A 15,558-nucleotide genomic window follows, 5' to 3' on the forward strand; every position below is an offset into this window, starting at 1 on the left:
CTTCGCCGAAGCCAAGGGCAACGGCTTCGACACCAAGGTGATGCGCCAGGTGCTCAAGCTCCGCAAGATGGAGCCGCACGACGTGGCGGAGCAGGACGAACTGCTCGAACTCTACAAGCGCGCCCTGGGCATGCCGATCGGCTGAGCCCCCGGCGACGGCATTCGAACGGGCGCCGCCTCTTCATCGAGGCGGCGCCCGTTTTCGTTCCACAGGCGGCAGGCTATGCTCTCACCCCGGGGGCGACACGGTCCCCGGATCAGAGGGAGACGACGCCATGGCCCTGCTCACCATGCTCGAGATCGACGGCATAGAGCCGGAACGCTCCACCCCCAACCCCGCCAATGTGCTGGAGGGCGCGCCGGTCTTCCGCACCTGGAGCGTGGAAGAGCGGCCCGACGGCCTCGCCGCCGGGCTCTGGGAGGCGACGCCCGGCAAATGGCGCTTCGTCAGCGACTGCTGGGAATACTGCCGCATCCGCTCGGGGCTTTCGATCATCACCGAGGATGGCGGCGCCGCCCGCCGGGTCGGCCCCGGCGATGCCGTCATCCTTCAGGAGGGCTTCACCGGCACCTGGGAAGTGGTGGAGACCACGCTCAAGGACTATGTGGTCAAGACCTGACCCGCGCCGGCAACAGACGGGTCGCGATCACCCGATCCAGCGCCAGCCGCCCCGGCCCCGCCAGGGCGATGACCAGCCCGGCCAGGATCCAGGGGATCTGTTCGGCCGGCTGAGAGATGCCGTTCTCCAGCCCCTGGGGCGTCTGGCCCACCACCAGCAGGATGGTGGCGGCCATGACCGCGAGGCCGAGGCCGGCAAGCCGGCCGGCGAGCCCCACGGCCAGCAAGACCGGCAGGGTGAGTTCGGCCGTGGTGGTCAGCAGCGCCGCGATCCACGGATCGACACCCGGCAGCGGGTGGATGTCGCCGAACAGGAAGGTCTGGGTCGACCATCGCTCCACCCTGAGCATGCCGGTGTGGAAAAACGGCCAGGCGAGCCAGAGCCGGAGCGCCGCCAGCAGGCCGGCCGCGATCCAGCCGTCGCCGGCCCCGGGCAGGCGGTAATAGCCCTGCAGGATACGTCGCATGGGAAAATCCTTCGATGATCAGGCAGCAGGGCAGAGCGCGCCCGCGGATATCAGCCCACCCAGCGCCGCCGGCAGGTCCAGATCGGGGCGGCGTTCCAGTGCCAGCGCGACCACGGCGGTAAGCGCCGGCACCTCGCCCCGGTCGTTCGGACAGAACAGCCCGGCCAGGATGCCGGTCCCGGCGGGCATGGGGTGATGAACCGGCAGGCCCGAGGCACCGCGCACCACCAGCACACAGTCCGGACCGCGCTCTACCGCTTCGGCCAGGTTCAGGACGGCATCGGGTTGATGGGCCGCCCAGATCGCCTGAACCGGCCAGGGCGCATCGACCACCCGGGCCGACGGCCTGAGCATCAGGCGGGTCGGCGGGGCCTCACCGGGGTGAAAAACCGGGGTCTCAGGCGCGAACCAGATCGCCACCCGCGCCCATTCCAGCCGCGCCACCCAGGCGACCGCCGGCCAGAGATCGGCCTCTGCCGCCAGCTGGTCGGGAAAGTCCGCCCCCCAGGCCGACAGCTGCGGCAGGGCCGGGGGGTGATCACGCAGATGTGTGCGTGCGAAGATTGCGAATGCTGCGTCACCGATCATCATACGGGTGACCGGAAAGGCCGCGGCCAGCGCCTCGATCGCCGCACCCGCGGCATTGCGGCGATGCACCACCAGCCGGCGCTGCAGAGCGGCGGCGGACCAGCGGGGATCGGCCCAGCCGGCAATGGCCGCCGGGTCGACCGGCGCCCGGCCAAATGCCATCGCCGCCATCCGGTCCTGAAAATCGCCGAGGCTCATGGCCGCACCCGATCGATGGCGAGGTCGGCGCGCGCCGCCTCGGCGATCAGCACCGCCCAGGGCGGCAGATCGGTGTCGCGCTCCAGCAGAACCGGCACCGGCCCGGTCGCCGCCAGGGCCTGATCGAGCAGATCCCAGACCGGATCGGCCACCGGGTGGCCGTGATCGTCGATCAGCAGCGCCGGGGCCGCGGGATCCTCGGGATCCGGCTCCACCGCATGACCGGCGATGTGGATCTCGGCCACCGCCGCAAGCGGCATCGCCGCCAGCCAGGCACGCACATCGCCCCCCAGATTATGGGCGCTGACCGCGATGTTGTTGACGTCGAGCAGCAGGCCGCAGCCGGTCTGCCGGACCAGGGCGGTCAGGAAGGCCGGCTCGTCCATCTCGCCGGCCAGCGGCAGGTAGGTGGAGGGGTTCTCGATCAGCAGCGGCCGCTTCAGCGCATCCTGAATGCGGCAGACATTGTCTGCCAGACTGCGCAAGGCCCCGGCCGTCATCGGCAGCGGCAGCAGGTCGTCGATCCAGCCGGCCGGTGTCCGGCACCAGGCGGCGTGTTCCGATACCAGCACCGGGTCCAGCCGGCGGGCCAGATCGACCAGCCGCGCCAGATGATCGGCATCGATACCGCCGGCGCTGCCGGGCGACAGGCCGACGCCGTGGATCGAGACCGGCAGATCCGCCCGCAGCCGTTCAAGATCCCGCAGCCGCGGATGCGACCCGGCGCCCGGGTGCGCAGGCATGAAGGTCTCGGCATGGATCTCCACCCAGCCGGGCCGGGCGGCGGTTCCCGACAGAAGGCCGGGGAGGTGCGGCGGGCGCAGGCCGATCCCTGCGATCGCATTGGTGCCTGCCATATCACCGCACCTCCTGCCGGATGGACGATTTCGTCTTGTGGAACGCTCAACCCTTCTTCGGGTTCATACCCTTGAAGGGCTCCAGCATCCCGCCCATGCCGACGCAGCTGCCCTTGGCGACGGCCTTCCAGTCGGCGCCGTCGTAATCGGCCTTGGACATGCCGGCGCAGGAATGGGTGCCCGCGGCATTGGCGCAGTCGTTCTGGCCGGCCTTCGAAATGCCATAGCACTTCTCGGTCTCGGCGGCCGTGGCCGGAACGGTGGCGAGCGTCACGGCGGCCAGCGACATGGCGGCGGCGATGGCGGCGGTGACGTTGTCGATACGCATGGTCATCGGATCCTGCTCCCTCTCGGTCGGGCGGCAATGCCGGCTCCCCCTGGAACCCGTCCGCATCCCTGCCGTCCTTGACATGAGCATAGCCAGCCTCGGGCCCGGTCCGCCAATCACCCTGAGGCGCCGCGCCATCACGATTTCGTGTGTCCGGCGTGACGTCTGCCATGGCGCGAGGGGCAAGCCGTATGAAATCATATGCATCTACAGGTTGTGTGAATAAAAAAGAACACCGGTGAGGCTTTTCTGGCCACGACACGCCTCATACGTGTGTCATTCATGGCCTGAAGACGAATGACATGTGATGCAATATCGTCGTTAAGTTTCAGTTCATGATTCGATCCCCCCCTCGCCCCATGTAGCTTAGAGCGAGCCTGCGTCCATGGACGCAGCTCCGGATTGTAACCATCGGCGCGAATGCGCCGATGAGCGCCCGGTTGCGCCACAAACGCGCCCCCCAAATCGTCCGGATACCGGACCCATCCCTCAGGAGAAGACACATGCTCACCAACGACATCGCCGCCGTGCGCACCGCCGCCATCGACAGCCTGCACCGCACCCTGTCGGGGCCCCGGCCCTTCGCGGCGGCGCAGCCCCGCAGCCAGGGCGGGCTCGCCCCCGAACTGCCGGGCCTGCAGCGCCGCATGGCGGAATGGAAGGCCGAGTACCCCGAGCATCATGTCACGGTTGGCCGCGCGCCGCAGTCCGGATCCATCATGCTGGCCAATAACGATTATCTCTCGCTCGCCGATGACGGCCGGATCATCGGCGCGCTCCGCGCCGCCCTCGACGACGTGAAGACCGAGACCTTCATGTCGGGCGTGTTCGTGCAGTTCCTCGACGCGCAGGGCGCCTATGAGCGCGAGATGGCCCGGTTCCTGGGCTCGGAAGGTGTCGCCCTCTGCCAGTCGGGCTGGGCCGCCAATGACGGGCTGATCCAGGCGATCGCCGATGCCGACACCCCGGTCTATGTCGATCTCTACGGCCATGCCTCGCTCTGGCAGGGCATCCACAGCGCCGGCGCGAAGCCGCGGCCCTTCCGCCACAACAACATGACCCATCTGCGCAGCGTGATCGCCAAGAACGGCCCGGGCGTGATCCTGGTCGATTCGGTCTACAGCACCAGCGGCGATCTCTGCCCGCTCGACCAGCTCTGCGATCTGGCGGAAGAGACCGGCTGCATGCTGGTGGTGGATGAAAGCCACGGCGTCGGCGTGTTCGGGCCCCAGGGCTCGGGCCTGGTGACCGCCATGGGGCTGGAGCACCGGGTGCATTTCCGCACCTTCAGCCTGTCCAAGGCCATGGTCGGCCGCGGCGGCATCGTCGCCGGCACGAAGAAGACGCTGGAATACTTCCGCTACACCTCGCGGCCGGCGATCTTCAGCTCCACGGTTCTGCCGCACGAGATCGCCGGCTTCCGCGCCACGCTCGACGTGATCCAGGCCGACGAGCACCGGCGGTCGCGGCTCTTCGCCAACACCGCCTATCTGCGGGCGGGCTTGGCCGAGGTGGGCATCGATGTGGGCTCCAGCCCGGCGCCGATCATCTCGCTGATCGGCGGGGCCGAGGCGAAAACCGCGCAGCTGCGCGACCGGCTGGAAGATCACGGCATCTTCGGCGCGGTGTTCTGCGCCCCGGCAACGCCCAAGGGTCGGTCGCTGGTGCGGCTGACGGTCAATTCCGGTCTCACCCAGGACGATCTGGACCGGGTGATCCGGGCGGCGGCGGATTGCCGGGATCTGCTGGTCAGCGACCTGCGCATCGATCGCGATGCCGCCTGATCTGCGGATCCCGACCCGGCGGGCGGCCCTTCGGGGCCGCCCCGATGCGGGCCGCGGGCGGCGTTCAGGCCGCTTCCGGTGCCGCGATCAGCCCGGCATAGAGGGCGGCATCGATATTGCCGCCCGACAGCACCACGCCGATGCGCCGGCAGCCTGCCAGCCGGCCGGCGGCGGCATCGGCCATGGCACCGGCCAGGGCGGCCGCCCCCGCCCCTTCGGCCAGGTTGTGGGTATCGGCGTGACAGGCCCGGACCGCCTCGGCAAGCCCGGCTTCAGACACGGTCACGAAACGCGACACGCCGCGGCCGATCACCTCCAGCGCCCAGGGGTCGGGCGACCGGCAGGCGATGCCGTCGGCAAAGGTCGTGGCCTCGGCGGTCTCGATCCGCCGGCCGGCGGCAAAGGACAGGGCATAGGCCGGTGCGCCTTCGGCCACCACGCCCACGATTTCGGTTTCAAGCCCCAGCGCATCGCGCGCCCGCACCGCGCCGCAGATGCCCGAGCCCATGCCCACCGCCACATACAGCCGGTCCAGCGCCGGCGCGGCGGTCAGGAATTCCAGCGACTGGGTGGCGGTGCCGTCGGCGATGTCAGGAGAGATCGCCGGCACCATCACCGCCCGTCCGCCCGCGGCCTCGACCATCGCCGCGGCATGGTCGCGCGCCGCCTGATAGTCGGCGCCGCCCTCCACCACCTCGGCGCCCAGCGCGCGCATGGCGGCATTCTTCCCGGTGCTGTTGCCGCGCGGCACCACGATGGTCGCGGCGATGCCGTGACGCCGGGCGGCGAAGGCGACCGCCTGGCCGTGATTGCCGCGGGTGGCGGCGATCAGATGCCGGACCTCGGGCCGCGCCCGCAGCAGGCGGGTGACGTGGACGATGCCGCCGCGCAGCTTGAAGGCGCCGATCGGGGTGTGGTTGTCGTGCTTCATCCAGGTCTCGACCCCCAGCCGCCGGGACAGCAGCGGCCAGGCGATCTGTGGCGTGGGCGCCATCGCCTCCCCCACGATCCGGCGGGCATCCTCCAATGCGGCATCGATCGTCATCCCGGCGTCTCCCCTGCACGATCGTCCTAAGGACAATCTTTGAATTCACTTCGTCAGGTCAGATGGTTGTATCGTTCTGACGTCATCTTCAGGACACGCCTTCACCGGCCGCCGGTCAACGGCGCGATTGTCCTGAGGGCAAATTTCACGGCAAGGGGACGTGCAATCATGGACGCGCTGCACGAGGGCTGGCGGCAGGCGGTGGAGGCCGCGCGCGGCGGCGCGGTCTACCGGGCACTCGCCGATGCGATCGTGGCCGATATCGCCGCCGGCCGCCTTGCCCCCGGGGCCGCCCTGCCGCCGCAGCGCCGCCTGGCCTGGGGGCTCGGCGTCGCCATCGCCACGGTCACCCGTGCCTATGACGAGCTGTCGGCGCGCGGGCTGGTGACGGCAGAGGTCGGCCGCGGCACCCGGGTCGGCCGGCGTCGCCGCGCCGACGACGGGGTGATCGCCCCGCGGGAGGCCGCCCGCCCGCGACGGCGGCGCGAGACATCCGCCGAGGCCGAGGACGAGACGGCGCTGATCGACCTTTCCCTCGCCCAGCCTGCCGATCCGGCAGCGGCGGCCGCCCTCTCCCGCACGCTTGCCGCCCTGGCGGCCGCCCCCCAGGCCGCGGAGCTGCTGGCCTATCAGCCGGCACGCGGCGCCGCCCGCCACCGTGCCGCCGGGGCGGCCTGGCTCGGCCGGGCCGGCTGGTCGCCCGATCCGGCGCGGGTGACGGTCACCGCCGGCGCCCAGCATGCGCTGGTGGTGGCGCTGGCCGCCATCGCCGCAACGGGAGAGGCGGTGGCGGTCGAAGGCCTCGCCAACCCGTCGATCCTGGCCGCGGCCCGCTTCCGCGGCATCCGCCTGAAGCCCCTGCCGATCGACGCCGAGGGCGCCGACCCCGCGGCCCTCGACCGGCTGGCCGCCGAGGATGGCCGGCTTCGCGGCGCCATTCTCTCTCCGTCGCTGCACAACCCGACCGGCGCCAGCATGGGCCCCGCCCGCCGGGCCGATCTCGCCCATGTGATCGCGCGTCGCGGCCTGTTCCTGATCGAGGACGATGTTCACGCCCCCCTTGCCCCCCCGGCCGCCCTGCCGGCGCCGGTCGCGGCGCTCTGCCCCGATCAGGTGCTGCTGGTCGGCAGCCCGTCCAAGGTGCTGGGGCCGGGGCTCAGGGTCGGCTGGCTGGCGGCACCGGCCGCCCTCGATGATCGCATCGCCGCCGCTCTCTGGGCCTCGGCCTGGATGGCGCCGCCGCTCGGCGCGGAAATCGTCACCCGCTGGATCGACGACGGCACGGCCGAAACCCTCGCCGCCGCGGCGCGCGCGGCCAATCTGCGCCGCCGCGCCCTGCTCGACCAACGCCTGCCCGGGCTGGACCTGACGCTCGCCCCGGCCTGCGCCCATGCCTGGATCGGTCTCGGGCCCGACCGCGGCCATGATCGTGTCTGGGATCCGGACCGCTTCGCCGAAGCCGCCGAAGCGGCCGGTGTGCGCGTCGCTCCGGCCCGGGCCTTCACCGTGCCGCCGGTTCCCGTCCCCGCCGCCGCCCGCCTGTCGCTGGCCGCCGCCCCCGACGACGCCGTGTTCCTGAAGGCGCTGGACCGCCTGGCCCGGCTGCTCGACCCGCTGGTGACGCCGTCGTCGCTCCGCCCGATCGCGTAAAACACGCTATAAATTAAAGGTTGTAAATCTCGTCTGTTAATCCTGTTATTGATTAGTCATACTTCTTGCACAGTACCCCGCCGGAAGCAACCACCGCCCGCCGCCACCGGGCCGGGCGCCCGTTCCAGGAGGTATGACCCCCGTGCCCACCGAAACCTCCGGGCTGATGGCCCTGCTGGCCTTCCTGCCGATCCTCGTCGCCGGCATTCTGCTGATCGGCCTGCGCTGGCCGGCGGCGCGTGCCATGCCGATCGTGTATCTGCTCACCGTCGCCATCGCCCTGGGCATCTGGGGGATGAGCGGCAACCGCGTGCTCGCCTCCACGCTTCAGGGGTTGATCCAGACCGCCGGCCTGCTCTGGATCATCTTCGGCGCCATCCTGCTGCTCAACACGCTGAAGCATTCGGGCGGCATCGCTGCCATCCGATCGGGCTTCACCGCGATCAGCCCCGACCGCCGGGTGCAGGTGATCCTGATCGCCTGGCTGTTCGGCTCGTTCATCGAAGGTGCCTCGGGCTTCGGCACCCCGGCCGCGGTCGCCGCACCCCTGATGGTCGCTGTGGGCTTTCCGGCGGCTGCGGCGGTCGTCTTCGGCATGATGATCCAGTCGACGCCGGTGTCGTTCGGCGCCGTCGGCACGCCGCTGATCGTCGGCGTACAGACCGGGCTCGACCGGGCGGCGCTGTCGGCGACGCTCACCGCCCAGGGTTCGTCCTGGGACGCGTTTTTCGGCCTGATCACCTCGGAGGTGGCCATCATCCATGCGATCTGCGGCACGCTGATGCCGCTGTTCCTGATCATGGTCATGACCCGCTTCTTCGGCCGCAACCGGTCCTGGACCGAAGGGCTGTCGATCCTGCCCTTCGCAATCTTCGCAGCCTTCGCCTTCACCATTCCCTATGTCGCAGCCGGCGTGTTCCTCGGCGCCGAATTCCCGTCCCTGCTGGGCGGGTTGATCGGGCTCGCCATCGTGACCGCCGCCGCCCGCGCCGGCTTTCTGGTCCCCCGCGACCGCTGGGATTTCGCCCCGCCGTCGGAATGGCCGGCCGGCTGGATGGGCCGGGTGGAAATCCGGCTCGACCAGCTTGCCGCCCGCCGCATCCCGGTGGCGCTGGCCTGGGCGCCCTATGTGCTGCTCGCCGTCATCCTGGTGGTCAGCCGCACGGTGCCGGCCGTCGGCGATGCGCTCAAATCCGTCACCTTCCGTGCCACCAACATCCTGGGTGAAACCGGCATCGGCGGCGATTTCGCCCTGCTCTATCTGCCGGGCGGCATTCTGGTCATCGTCTGCCTGGTCACGCTGCTGCTCCACCGCATGAAGCCGGCCGCCTTCGGCCGGGCGGTCGGGGAAAGCGCCGGCACCCTGCTCGGTGCCGGTTTCGTGCTGATCTTCACCGTGCCGATGGTGCGGGTGATGATCAATTCCGGCGTCAATGCCGAAGGGCTGGCCAGCATGCCGGTGATGATGGCCCGCGCCGTGGCAGACGGCGTCGGCCATGTCTATCCCCTCTTCGCCCCCACGGTCGGCGCGCTCGGCGCCTTCCTCGCCGGATCGAACACCGTCTCCAATCTGATGCTCAGCCAGTTCCAGTTCAGCGTGGCGGAGCTGCTGGGCCTCTCGGGCGCGCTGATGGTCGCAGGCCAGTCGGTGGGCGCCGCCGCCGGCAACATGATCGCCATCCACAACGTCGTCGCCGCCTCGGCCACCGTCGGCCTGCTCGGCCGCGAGGGGTCGACGCTGCGCATCACCATCCTGCCGACGATCTATTACGTGCTGCTCGCCGGCGCATTGCTGCTGGTAGGCTTCCACCTGCTCGGCCTCGGTGATCCGCTCACCCCGGCCTGATCGCCGGGGCGGGGGGCATGGCGCCCCCCCGCCACACGGCTTGACGGCTTTCATATTTCTAATATTCTAGAAATATGAAAAAGACAGAGGTCATCACCGCCCTGGCGGCCCTTGCCCACGAGACGCGGCTCGACATCTTCCGCCTGCTGGTTCAAGCGGGGCCGGAGGGGCTGCCTGCGGGGCAGATCGCCCAGGCGATCGGTCTTGCCGCCCCCACCGCCTCGTTTCATCTGGCCCAGCTGAAACAGGCGGGGCTGGTCGCCTGCCGGCGGGAAAGCCGCTCGCTGATCTACACCGCCGCCTTCGACCGGATGGCCGGGCTGGTCGGCTTCCTCACCGAAAACTGCTGCGGCGGCAACCCGGCCGCCTGCGGCCTGCCGCACCCGGGGACGGAGACGCCCCCACATGCCTGAGGCACTGCATGCCTGAAACCGGCCGCCTCTCCTTTCTCGACCGCTGGCTCACCCTCTGGATCTTCGCGGCCATGGCCGCGGGCATCGCCCTCGGCCATCTGCTGCCCGGCCTGCCGGCCGCGCTCGACCGGTTGACCATCGGCACCACCAATCTGCCGATCGCGATCGGGCTGGTGCTGATGATGTACCCGCCGCTCGCCCGGGTGCGCTACGAAGATCTGCCCAAGGTGTTTGCCGACCGGCCGGTCCTGCTGCTGTCGCTGGTCCAGAACTGGCTGATCGGCCCCGTGCTGATGTTCGCGCTGGCCGTGATCTTCCTGCACGACCAGCCGGGCTACATGACCGGGGTGATCCTGATCGGCCTTGCCCGCTGCATCGCCATGGTCCTGGTCTGGAACCGGCTGGCCGGCGGCGACGGCCAGTACGTGGCCGGGCTGGTCGCCTTCAACGCCATCTTCCAGCTGCTGTTCTTCGGCCTCTATGCCTGGCTCTTCCTGACCGTGCTGCCGCCGCTCGTCGGGCTCGACGGTGTCGTGATCGAGGTGGGTTTCACCACGGTCGCCGAAGCGGTCGCAATCTATCTGGGCATTCCGTTCCTGGCCGGCTTCCTCACCCGGCGGATCCTGGTCGCAACCCGCGGCCCCGACTGGTACGAGACCCGCTTTCTGCCCCGGATCGGCCCGGTGACGCTGGCCGCCCTGCTCTTCACCATCATCGCCATGTTTGCGCTGAAAGGCGGCGATGTGGTCCGGCTGCCGCTCGATGCCCTGCGCATCGCCCTGCCGCTGGTGATCTATTTCGTGGTGATGTTCGCGGTCTCGTTCGTCATGGGCCGCCGGATCGGGGCCGACCATCCGCGCACCACCGCCATCGCCTTCACCGCCGCCGGCAACAATTTCGAGCTGGCGATCGCGGTTGCGATCGCCGCTTTCGGCCTGGCCTCCCCCGCCGCCTTCGCCGCCGTGATCGGGCCGCTGGTCGAAGTGCCGGTGCTGATCCTGCTGGTCCAGGCCGCCCGCCGCGCCGCGCGGTTCCGGACCACCCCAACCCCAGGGCCCGCCCGCCGATGACCGCCATCACCCGCCTGCGTCCGCTCCCGGATCCCGATCACCTGCCGGCGCTGGATCCGCGCTATATGATCCCCGATCCCGCCGCCGGGCTGGCGCCGGGCGGGCCGGACCATAAGCCGAGGATACTGCTGCTCTACGGCTCGCTGCGCGACCGCTCCTTTTCACGGCTTGCGGTCGAAGAGGCGGCCCGGCTGCTCGAAGCCTTCGGGGCCGAAACCCGGATCTTCGATCCGCGCGATCTGCCCTTGCCCGACCAGGTGCCGGGGGACGATCATCCCGCCGTGCATGACCTTCGCGCCCTGTCGCTCTGGTCCGAGGGGCAGGTCTGGTGCAGCCCGGAACGCCATGGCCAGATCACCGGCATCATGAAGGCGCAGATCGACCACCTGCCCCTGCAGATGAAGGGCCTGCGCCCCACCCAGGGGCGGACGCTGGCGGTCATGCAGGTCTCGGGCGGATCTCAGAGCTTCAATGCGGTCAACACGCTGCGCCTGCTCGGCCGCTGGATGCGGATGTTCACCATCCCCAATCAGTCGAGCGTCGCGAAAGCCTGGCAGGAATTCGACGCGGCCGGCCGCATGCGCCCCTCGGCGTATTACGACCGGATCGTCGACGTGATGGAGGAACTGGTCCGCTTCACCATCCTGCTCCGCCCCCATGCGGGCCAGCTGGTCGATCGCTATTCCGAACGGCGCGAGGCCGGGCAGCAGGCCGGCGCCACGGCCGAACTGGTGGCGAAGTCGATCGGGACCGGCCGTTGATCGCGGCACACGCGCACCGGGGCTGACGCCTTCGGCCCAAGCTGGCATGATGGCGGGCCTGCACTCTCTCCGCCGACGGCGGTTGCCGCCGATGGCCATGAAAGCCGGACCCGCCATGCTCGCCCGCCTCTGCCGATCCGCCGCCGCCGGGATTGCGGCGGCCCTGCTCGCCTCGGTTCTGACCGGGCCCGCGCTGGCCCAGACCACGGCCGGCCCGTCGATGACCGATGGTCGCGCGGCGCCCGAAGCCGCCACCGGCCGGGCCGCGAGCCGTGGCCCGGTCGCCACCCGGCAGATGATGGTGGTCGCAGCCCATCCGCTTGCGGTCGATGCCGGGCGCGCGGTGCTGGAAGACGGCGGCAGCGCCGCCGATGCCGCAATCACCGTGCAGCTGATGCTGGGCCTGCTGGAGCCGCAATCGAGCGGGATCGGCGGCGGCGCCTTCGTGCTCTACCACGATGCCGCCGCCGGCCGGCTGACCACGCTGGATGCGCGCGAGACCGCCCCCGCCGCGGCGGGCCCCGACCTCTTCCTCACCCCCGACGGCAGCCCGATGGGCTTCCGCGACGCCGTACCCGGTGGCCGGTCGGTGGGGGTGCCGGGGGTGCCGGCGCTGCTCTTCGCGCTGCACGAGCGCTGGGGCCGGCTGCCGCTCCCCCGGCTGTTCCAGCCGGCGATTGCGCTGGCAGAGGCCGGCGTGCCGGTCTCGCCGCGCCTGGCCGGGCTGCTCGCCGATCCCCGCGCCTCGGCCTCGCTCCGCAAGGATCCGCGGGCGCTGGCGCATTTCATGCCGGGGGGCCAGCCGCCCGTCCCGGGCACGCTGCTGCCCAACCCCGATTATGCCGACACGCTGCGCGCCCTGCTGACGGACGGCGCCGCCGCCTTCTATGCCGGGCCGATCGGGGCCGATCTGGTCGCGGTCGCCGCCGCGCGCGCCGACAATCCCGGCCGGATCGCCGAGGCCGATCTTGCCGCCTATCGGGTGGTGGAGCGGCCGCCGGTCTGCGTGCCCTATCATGCCCACGACGTCTGCGGCATGGGCCCGCCCTCGTCGGGCGGACTGGCGGTCGGCCAGATCATGGGGCTGCTGGACCGCCATCCCCTCGACCCGAAACAGGGCCCCCTCGGCCTGCCCAACATCCATCTGCTGGCCGAGGCGTCGAAGCTCGCCTTCGCCGATCGCGACCGCTGGGTGGCCGATCCCGACCATGTGCCGGTGCCCGTGGCCGGGCTGACCAACCCGGTCTATCTCGACACCCGGGCGCGCACCATAGAGCCGGGCAAGGCCCTGCCGGTGCCGGCCCCGGCCGGCCTGCCGCCGGGGGCCCAGACCCTGGCGCTGGCCGCCGATCCCGGCCGGCACGAGAACGGCACCTCGCATCTGTCGATCGTCGATGCCGCGGGCAATGTCGTCTCCATGACCACCAGCGTCGAGGGCGCCTTCGGCTCGGGCGTGTTCGTGCGCGGATTCCTGCTCAACAACCAGCTGACCGATTTCTCCTTCCGGCCCGAGATCGACGGCCGGCCGGTGATCAACCGGGTGGAGCCGGGCAAGCGGCCGCGCAGTTCCATGGCGCCCACCATCGTCTATGGCCCGGACGACCGGCCGGCGATCGTCGCCGGCTCGCCCGGCGGCAGCCGGATCATCGGCTATGTCGCCCAGGCGCTGACCGCGATGATCGATTTCGACCTCGACCCGCAGGCGGCGGCGGAACTGCCCCATGTGCTGAACCGCAACGGCCCGACCGAGATCGAGGCCGGCACCGGGGCCGAAGCGCTGATCACCGGGCTCGGCCTGCTGGGTGATCAGACCGCCACCGCAGAGATGACCAGCGGGCTGAACCTGATCCGGATCCGCCCCGACGGCACGCTGCAAGGCGGCTCCGATCCCAGGCGCGAAGGCATTGCCGCGGGCCAGTGACGTCGTGGATCAGTGACAGGAAGGAAGACCACGGGCATGGACATGAAGCGCATCCGGGCCGGGCAGCTGGAGATCGCCTATCTGGAGGCCGGCGCCGCGGACGGCCCGCCGGTGGTTCTGCTCCATGGCTTTCCCTACGACGTGTACGCCATGACCGAGGCGGGGCAGATCCTCGCCGCATCGGGCCACCGGGTCCTGATCCCCTGGCTGCGCGGCTACGGCCCGACCCGCTTCCTCGACGACGCGACGCCGCGATCGGGCGAACAGGCGGCGCTCGGGGCCGATCTTCTGGCCTTCCTGGAGGCGCTCGACCTGCCGCCCGCCGTGCTCGCCGGCTATGACTGGGGCGGGCGCGCCGCCTGCATCGTGGCCGCCCTCTGGCCCGACCGGGTGCGCGGGCTGGTGAGCGGCGGATCGGGTTACAACATCCAGAACATCGCCGCCACGTCTGCACCGGCAGCGCCCGAGGCCGAGCATCGCTGGTGGTATCAGTATTATTTCCACGGCGAGCGCGGTCGGGCCGGTCTCACCCGGAACCGCCGCGATCTCTGCCGGCTGCTGTGGAACCTCTGGTCGCCGGACTGGGATTTCGACGACGCGACCTTTGCCCGAACCGCCCCTGCCTTCGACAATCCCGATTTCGTCGAGGTCGTCATCCATTCCTATCGCCACCGCTATGGGCTGGTAGCGGGCGACCCGGCCCATGCGGCGATCGAGCAGCGGCTTGCGGCCCAGCCGCCGATCACGGTGCCCGCGATCGTGCTCCAGGGCGGCAGCGACGGGGTCGATCCGCCCGAAGGCCGCGATGGCGACCGCCGGCAGTTTCAGGGTCCCTGGTCTTACGAGGTGCTGCCGGGCATCGGCCACAACATTCCCCAGGAAGCACCCGCGGCCTTTGCCCGCGCGGTGGCAGAGCTTGCCCGCCGCTGATGCCGTCCCTGCCTCTGCCCTTCGTCGGCGCGCTGCTGCTCGCCATTCTCTGCGCGCGGCTGGTCGCAGGCAGCGAGCCCGGCCGGCGGATCACGCCGCCGCTGGTGTTCGTTGCCGCCTGCACGCTGGATCTCGTCGTGGTCGGGCTGCGCTGGAGCACCGATCTCGCGGCCATCCGCGCCCTTCAGCCGGTGGTCGCCGCCACCCTGCCGCCGCTCGCCTGGCTGTGCTTCGCCCGCCTCACCCGGCCGCGACGCCGTGCCCTCTGGCCACATCTGCTGCCCGTGGCCCTCGTCGCCCTGCTGTCGGCGGTCTGGACGCTGTGGAAGGCGCCGATCGATGGGGTGCTGGCGGCCATCTTCCTCGGCTATGCGGCGGCCCTGCTGCGCCTCGCCGCCCGCGGCCCCGATGCGCTGGCGGCGGCGCGGCTGGACGACGCCCCCAAATCCATCCGGTCGATGCGGCTGGTCGGTCTGCTGCTGGCGGGTTTCGCCCTGGTCGACCTCGCCATCGCCCTCGACGTTGCGCTCTCGGCCGGCCGCCATGCGGTGCTGATCGTGGCCGCGGCCAATCTGATCGCCCTGCCGGCCGGCGCCTGGGCGATCGCCACCACCGGTCTCGCCCCGCCGCAACAGCCGGCGGCGCCAATGGAAGCGCCACAAGCGAAGACGGCACAGGATGACGAGCCCACGGCTGACGACGACGACCTCGCCGAGGATCAGGCGATCATCGACCGCCTCGACGCCCTGATGCGGGACCGCGCGCCCTATCGCGACCCCGACCTCACCCTCGACCGCCTGGCCCGCCGGCTGGGCCTGCCGGCCCGCCGCCTGTCGGCCGCGGTCAACCGCCGCCTGGACCGCAACGTCTCGCAGCTGGTCAACGACCACCGCGTGGCCGAGGCCTGCCGCCTGCTCTCCACCACCGACGATCCGATCACCCGGATCATGTTCGACGCCGGCTTCCAGACCAAATCCAACTTCAACCGCGAATTCCGCCGGGTCACCGGCACCACCCCCAGCGGCTGGCGGCGGGATCGGCGGGGGGCGGGGGCGCGCACGCCGTGATCGTCACCATGTCT

16 protein-coding genes are annotated in these 15,558 nt (G+C 70.8%); 11 read left to right on the forward strand and 5 right to left on the reverse strand.

Going from position 1 to position 15,558, the window contains the following annotated elements; all coding sequences use genetic code 11:
* Both CMO28_RS04785 and CMO28_RS04790 read left to right on the forward strand, forming a co-directional pair.
* Positions 1-145: DUF2312 domain-containing protein (locus tag CMO28_RS04785; protein WP_296710906.1), on the forward strand; the 145-nt coding region annotated here is incomplete at its 5' end.
* A 130-nt stretch (positions 146-275) separates the two neighbouring features.
* Positions 276-620: a cupin domain-containing protein gene (locus CMO28_RS04790; RefSeq protein WP_296710462.1), complete on the forward strand. Its 345-nt coding sequence runs from the start codon at positions 276-278 to the stop codon at positions 618-620.
* Here the strand turns inward: CMO28_RS04790 and CMO28_RS04795 are convergent.
* The 4 genes from CMO28_RS04795 to CMO28_RS04810 are packed head-to-tail and all read right to left on the reverse strand — an operon-like array spanning position 610 to position 3,063.
* Complete coding sequence (locus tag CMO28_RS04795) at positions 610-1,086, reverse strand: DoxX family protein (protein ID WP_062763668.1); 477 nt, start codon at positions 1,084-1,086, stop codon at positions 610-612. The two genes, CMO28_RS04790 and CMO28_RS04795, sit on opposite strands and share 11 nt — an antisense overlap.
* 18 nt (positions 1,087-1,104) lie before the next feature.
* A complete protein-coding gene (locus tag CMO28_RS04800) occupies positions 1,105-1,872 on the reverse strand; it encodes a putative DNA-binding domain-containing protein (RefSeq protein WP_296710467.1) in 768 nt (255 codons plus the stop codon).
* Positions 1,869-2,729, reverse strand: a complete 861-nt coding sequence (locus tag CMO28_RS04805) for a DUF692 domain-containing protein (protein ID WP_296710469.1) — start codon at positions 2,727-2,729, stop codon at positions 1,869-1,871. The genes CMO28_RS04800 and CMO28_RS04805 overlap by 4 nt, the downstream gene beginning before the upstream one ends.
* A 46-nt stretch (positions 2,730-2,775) precedes the next feature.
* A complete protein-coding gene (locus CMO28_RS04810; RefSeq protein WP_062763671.1) occupies positions 2,776-3,063 on the reverse strand; it encodes a DUF2282 domain-containing protein in 288 nt (95 codons plus the stop codon).
* A 497-nt stretch (positions 3,064-3,560) separates the two neighbouring features.
* Here CMO28_RS04810 and cqsA point away from each other — a divergent pair, with 497 nt between their 5' ends.
* Positions 3,561-4,841: an alpha-hydroxyketone-type quorum-sensing autoinducer synthase gene (cqsA, locus tag CMO28_RS04815; protein WP_296710474.1), complete on the forward strand. Its 1,281-nt coding sequence runs from the start codon at positions 3,561-3,563 to the stop codon at positions 4,839-4,841.
* A gap of 64 nt (positions 4,842-4,905) precedes the next feature.
* Here the strand turns inward: cqsA and CMO28_RS04820 are convergent, their stop codons facing one another.
* A complete protein-coding gene (locus CMO28_RS04820) occupies positions 4,906-5,886 on the reverse strand; it encodes a threonine dehydratase (protein WP_296710484.1) in 981 nt (326 codons plus the stop codon).
* A gap of 168 nt (positions 5,887-6,054) precedes the next feature.
* Here CMO28_RS04820 and CMO28_RS04825 point away from each other — a divergent pair, with 168 nt between their 5' ends.
* The 8 genes from CMO28_RS04825 to CMO28_RS04860 all read left to right on the forward strand — a co-directional run bounded on the left by CMO28_RS04825 (position 6,055) and on the right by CMO28_RS04860 (position 15,544).
* The gene (locus CMO28_RS04825) at positions 6,055-7,536 is read left to right on the forward strand and encodes an aminotransferase class I/II-fold pyridoxal phosphate-dependent enzyme (protein WP_296710486.1); all 1,482 of its coding nucleotides are present in this window, start codon (positions 6,055-6,057) and stop codon (positions 7,534-7,536) included.
* Between the two features lie 133 nt (positions 7,537-7,669).
* Positions 7,670-9,382: an L-lactate permease gene (locus CMO28_RS04830; protein WP_296710487.1), complete on the forward strand. Its 1,713-nt coding sequence runs from the start codon at positions 7,670-7,672 to the stop codon at positions 9,380-9,382.
* Positions 9,383-9,456: 74 nt separating this feature from the next.
* Entirely contained in the window at positions 9,457-9,795 is a 339-nt protein-coding gene (locus CMO28_RS04835; RefSeq protein ID WP_296710489.1) for an ArsR/SmtB family transcription factor, read from the forward strand.
* An 8-nt stretch (positions 9,796-9,803) separates the two neighbouring features.
* Entirely contained in the window at positions 9,804-10,865 is a 1,062-nt protein-coding gene (gene arsB / locus CMO28_RS04840; RefSeq protein WP_296710490.1) for an ACR3 family arsenite efflux transporter, read from the forward strand.
* Positions 10,862-11,626 (forward strand): arsenical resistance protein ArsH, encoded by a 765-nt coding sequence (gene arsH, locus CMO28_RS04845; RefSeq protein ID WP_296710492.1) that lies wholly within the window; start codon positions 10,862-10,864, stop codon positions 11,624-11,626. Before arsB ends, arsH begins: the two co-directional genes overlap by 4 nt.
* 97 nt (positions 11,627-11,723) lie before the next feature.
* The gene (gene ggt / locus CMO28_RS04850; protein WP_416370960.1) at positions 11,724-13,547 is read left to right on the forward strand and encodes a gamma-glutamyltransferase; all 1,824 of its coding nucleotides are present in this window, start codon (positions 11,724-11,726) and stop codon (positions 13,545-13,547) included.
* A gap of 42 nt (positions 13,548-13,589) precedes the next feature.
* Positions 13,590-14,477, forward strand: a complete 888-nt coding sequence (locus CMO28_RS04855) for an alpha/beta hydrolase (protein ID WP_322111293.1) — start codon at positions 13,590-13,592, stop codon at positions 14,475-14,477.
* Positions 14,477-15,544, forward strand: coding sequence for an AraC family transcriptional regulator (locus CMO28_RS04860; RefSeq protein WP_296710499.1), 1,068 nt, complete (start codon positions 14,477-14,479; stop codon positions 15,542-15,544). Before CMO28_RS04855 ends, CMO28_RS04860 begins: the two co-directional genes overlap by 1 nt.
* Positions 15,545-15,558: the final 14 nt, after the last annotated feature.

The organism is Tistrella sp. (assembly GCF_002684955.1).
Taxonomy (GTDB): Bacteria; Pseudomonadota; Alphaproteobacteria; order Tistrellales; family Tistrellaceae; genus Tistrella; species Tistrella mobilis.

Bases quoted from the DNA above. Each gene is read 5' to 3' on its own strand.
- CMO28_RS04790 (WP_296710462.1), top strand. From the start codon at position 276: ATGGCCCTGCTCACCATGCTCGAGATCGACGGCATAGAGCCGGAACGC.
- CMO28_RS04795 (WP_062763668.1), bottom strand. From the start codon at position 1,086: ATGCGACGTATCCTGCAGGGCTATTACCGCCTGCCCGGGGCCGGCGAC.
- CMO28_RS04800 (WP_296710467.1), bottom strand. From the start codon at position 1,872: ATGAGCCTCGGCGATTTTCAGGACCGGATGGCGGCGATGGCATTTGGC.
- CMO28_RS04805 (WP_296710469.1), bottom strand. From the start codon at position 2,729: ATGGCAGGCACCAATGCGATCGCAGGGATCGGCCTGCGCCCGCCGCAC.
- CMO28_RS04810 (WP_062763671.1), bottom strand. From the start codon at position 3,063: ATGACCATGCGTATCGACAACGTCACCGCCGCCATCGCCGCCGCCATG.
- cqsA (WP_296710474.1), top strand. From the start codon at position 3,561: ATGCTCACCAACGACATCGCCGCCGTGCGCACCGCCGCCATCGACAGC.
- CMO28_RS04820 (WP_296710484.1), bottom strand. From the start codon at position 5,886: ATGACGATCGATGCCGCATTGGAGGATGCCCGCCGGATCGTGGGGGAG.
- CMO28_RS04825 (WP_296710486.1), top strand. From the start codon at position 6,055: ATGGACGCGCTGCACGAGGGCTGGCGGCAGGCGGTGGAGGCCGCGCGC.
- CMO28_RS04830 (WP_296710487.1), top strand. From the start codon at position 7,670: ATGACCCCCGTGCCCACCGAAACCTCCGGGCTGATGGCCCTGCTGGCC.
- CMO28_RS04835 (WP_296710489.1), top strand. From the start codon at position 9,457: ATGAAAAAGACAGAGGTCATCACCGCCCTGGCGGCCCTTGCCCACGAG.
- arsB (WP_296710490.1), top strand. From the start codon at position 9,804: ATGCCTGAAACCGGCCGCCTCTCCTTTCTCGACCGCTGGCTCACCCTC.
- arsH (WP_296710492.1), top strand. From the start codon at position 10,862: ATGACCGCCATCACCCGCCTGCGTCCGCTCCCGGATCCCGATCACCTG.
- ggt (WP_416370960.1), top strand. From the start codon at position 11,724: ATGAAAGCCGGACCCGCCATGCTCGCCCGCCTCTGCCGATCCGCCGCC.
- CMO28_RS04855 (WP_322111293.1), top strand. From the start codon at position 13,590: ATGAAGCGCATCCGGGCCGGGCAGCTGGAGATCGCCTATCTGGAGGCC.
- CMO28_RS04860 (WP_296710499.1), top strand. From the start codon at position 14,477: ATGCCGTCCCTGCCTCTGCCCTTCGTCGGCGCGCTGCTGCTCGCCATT.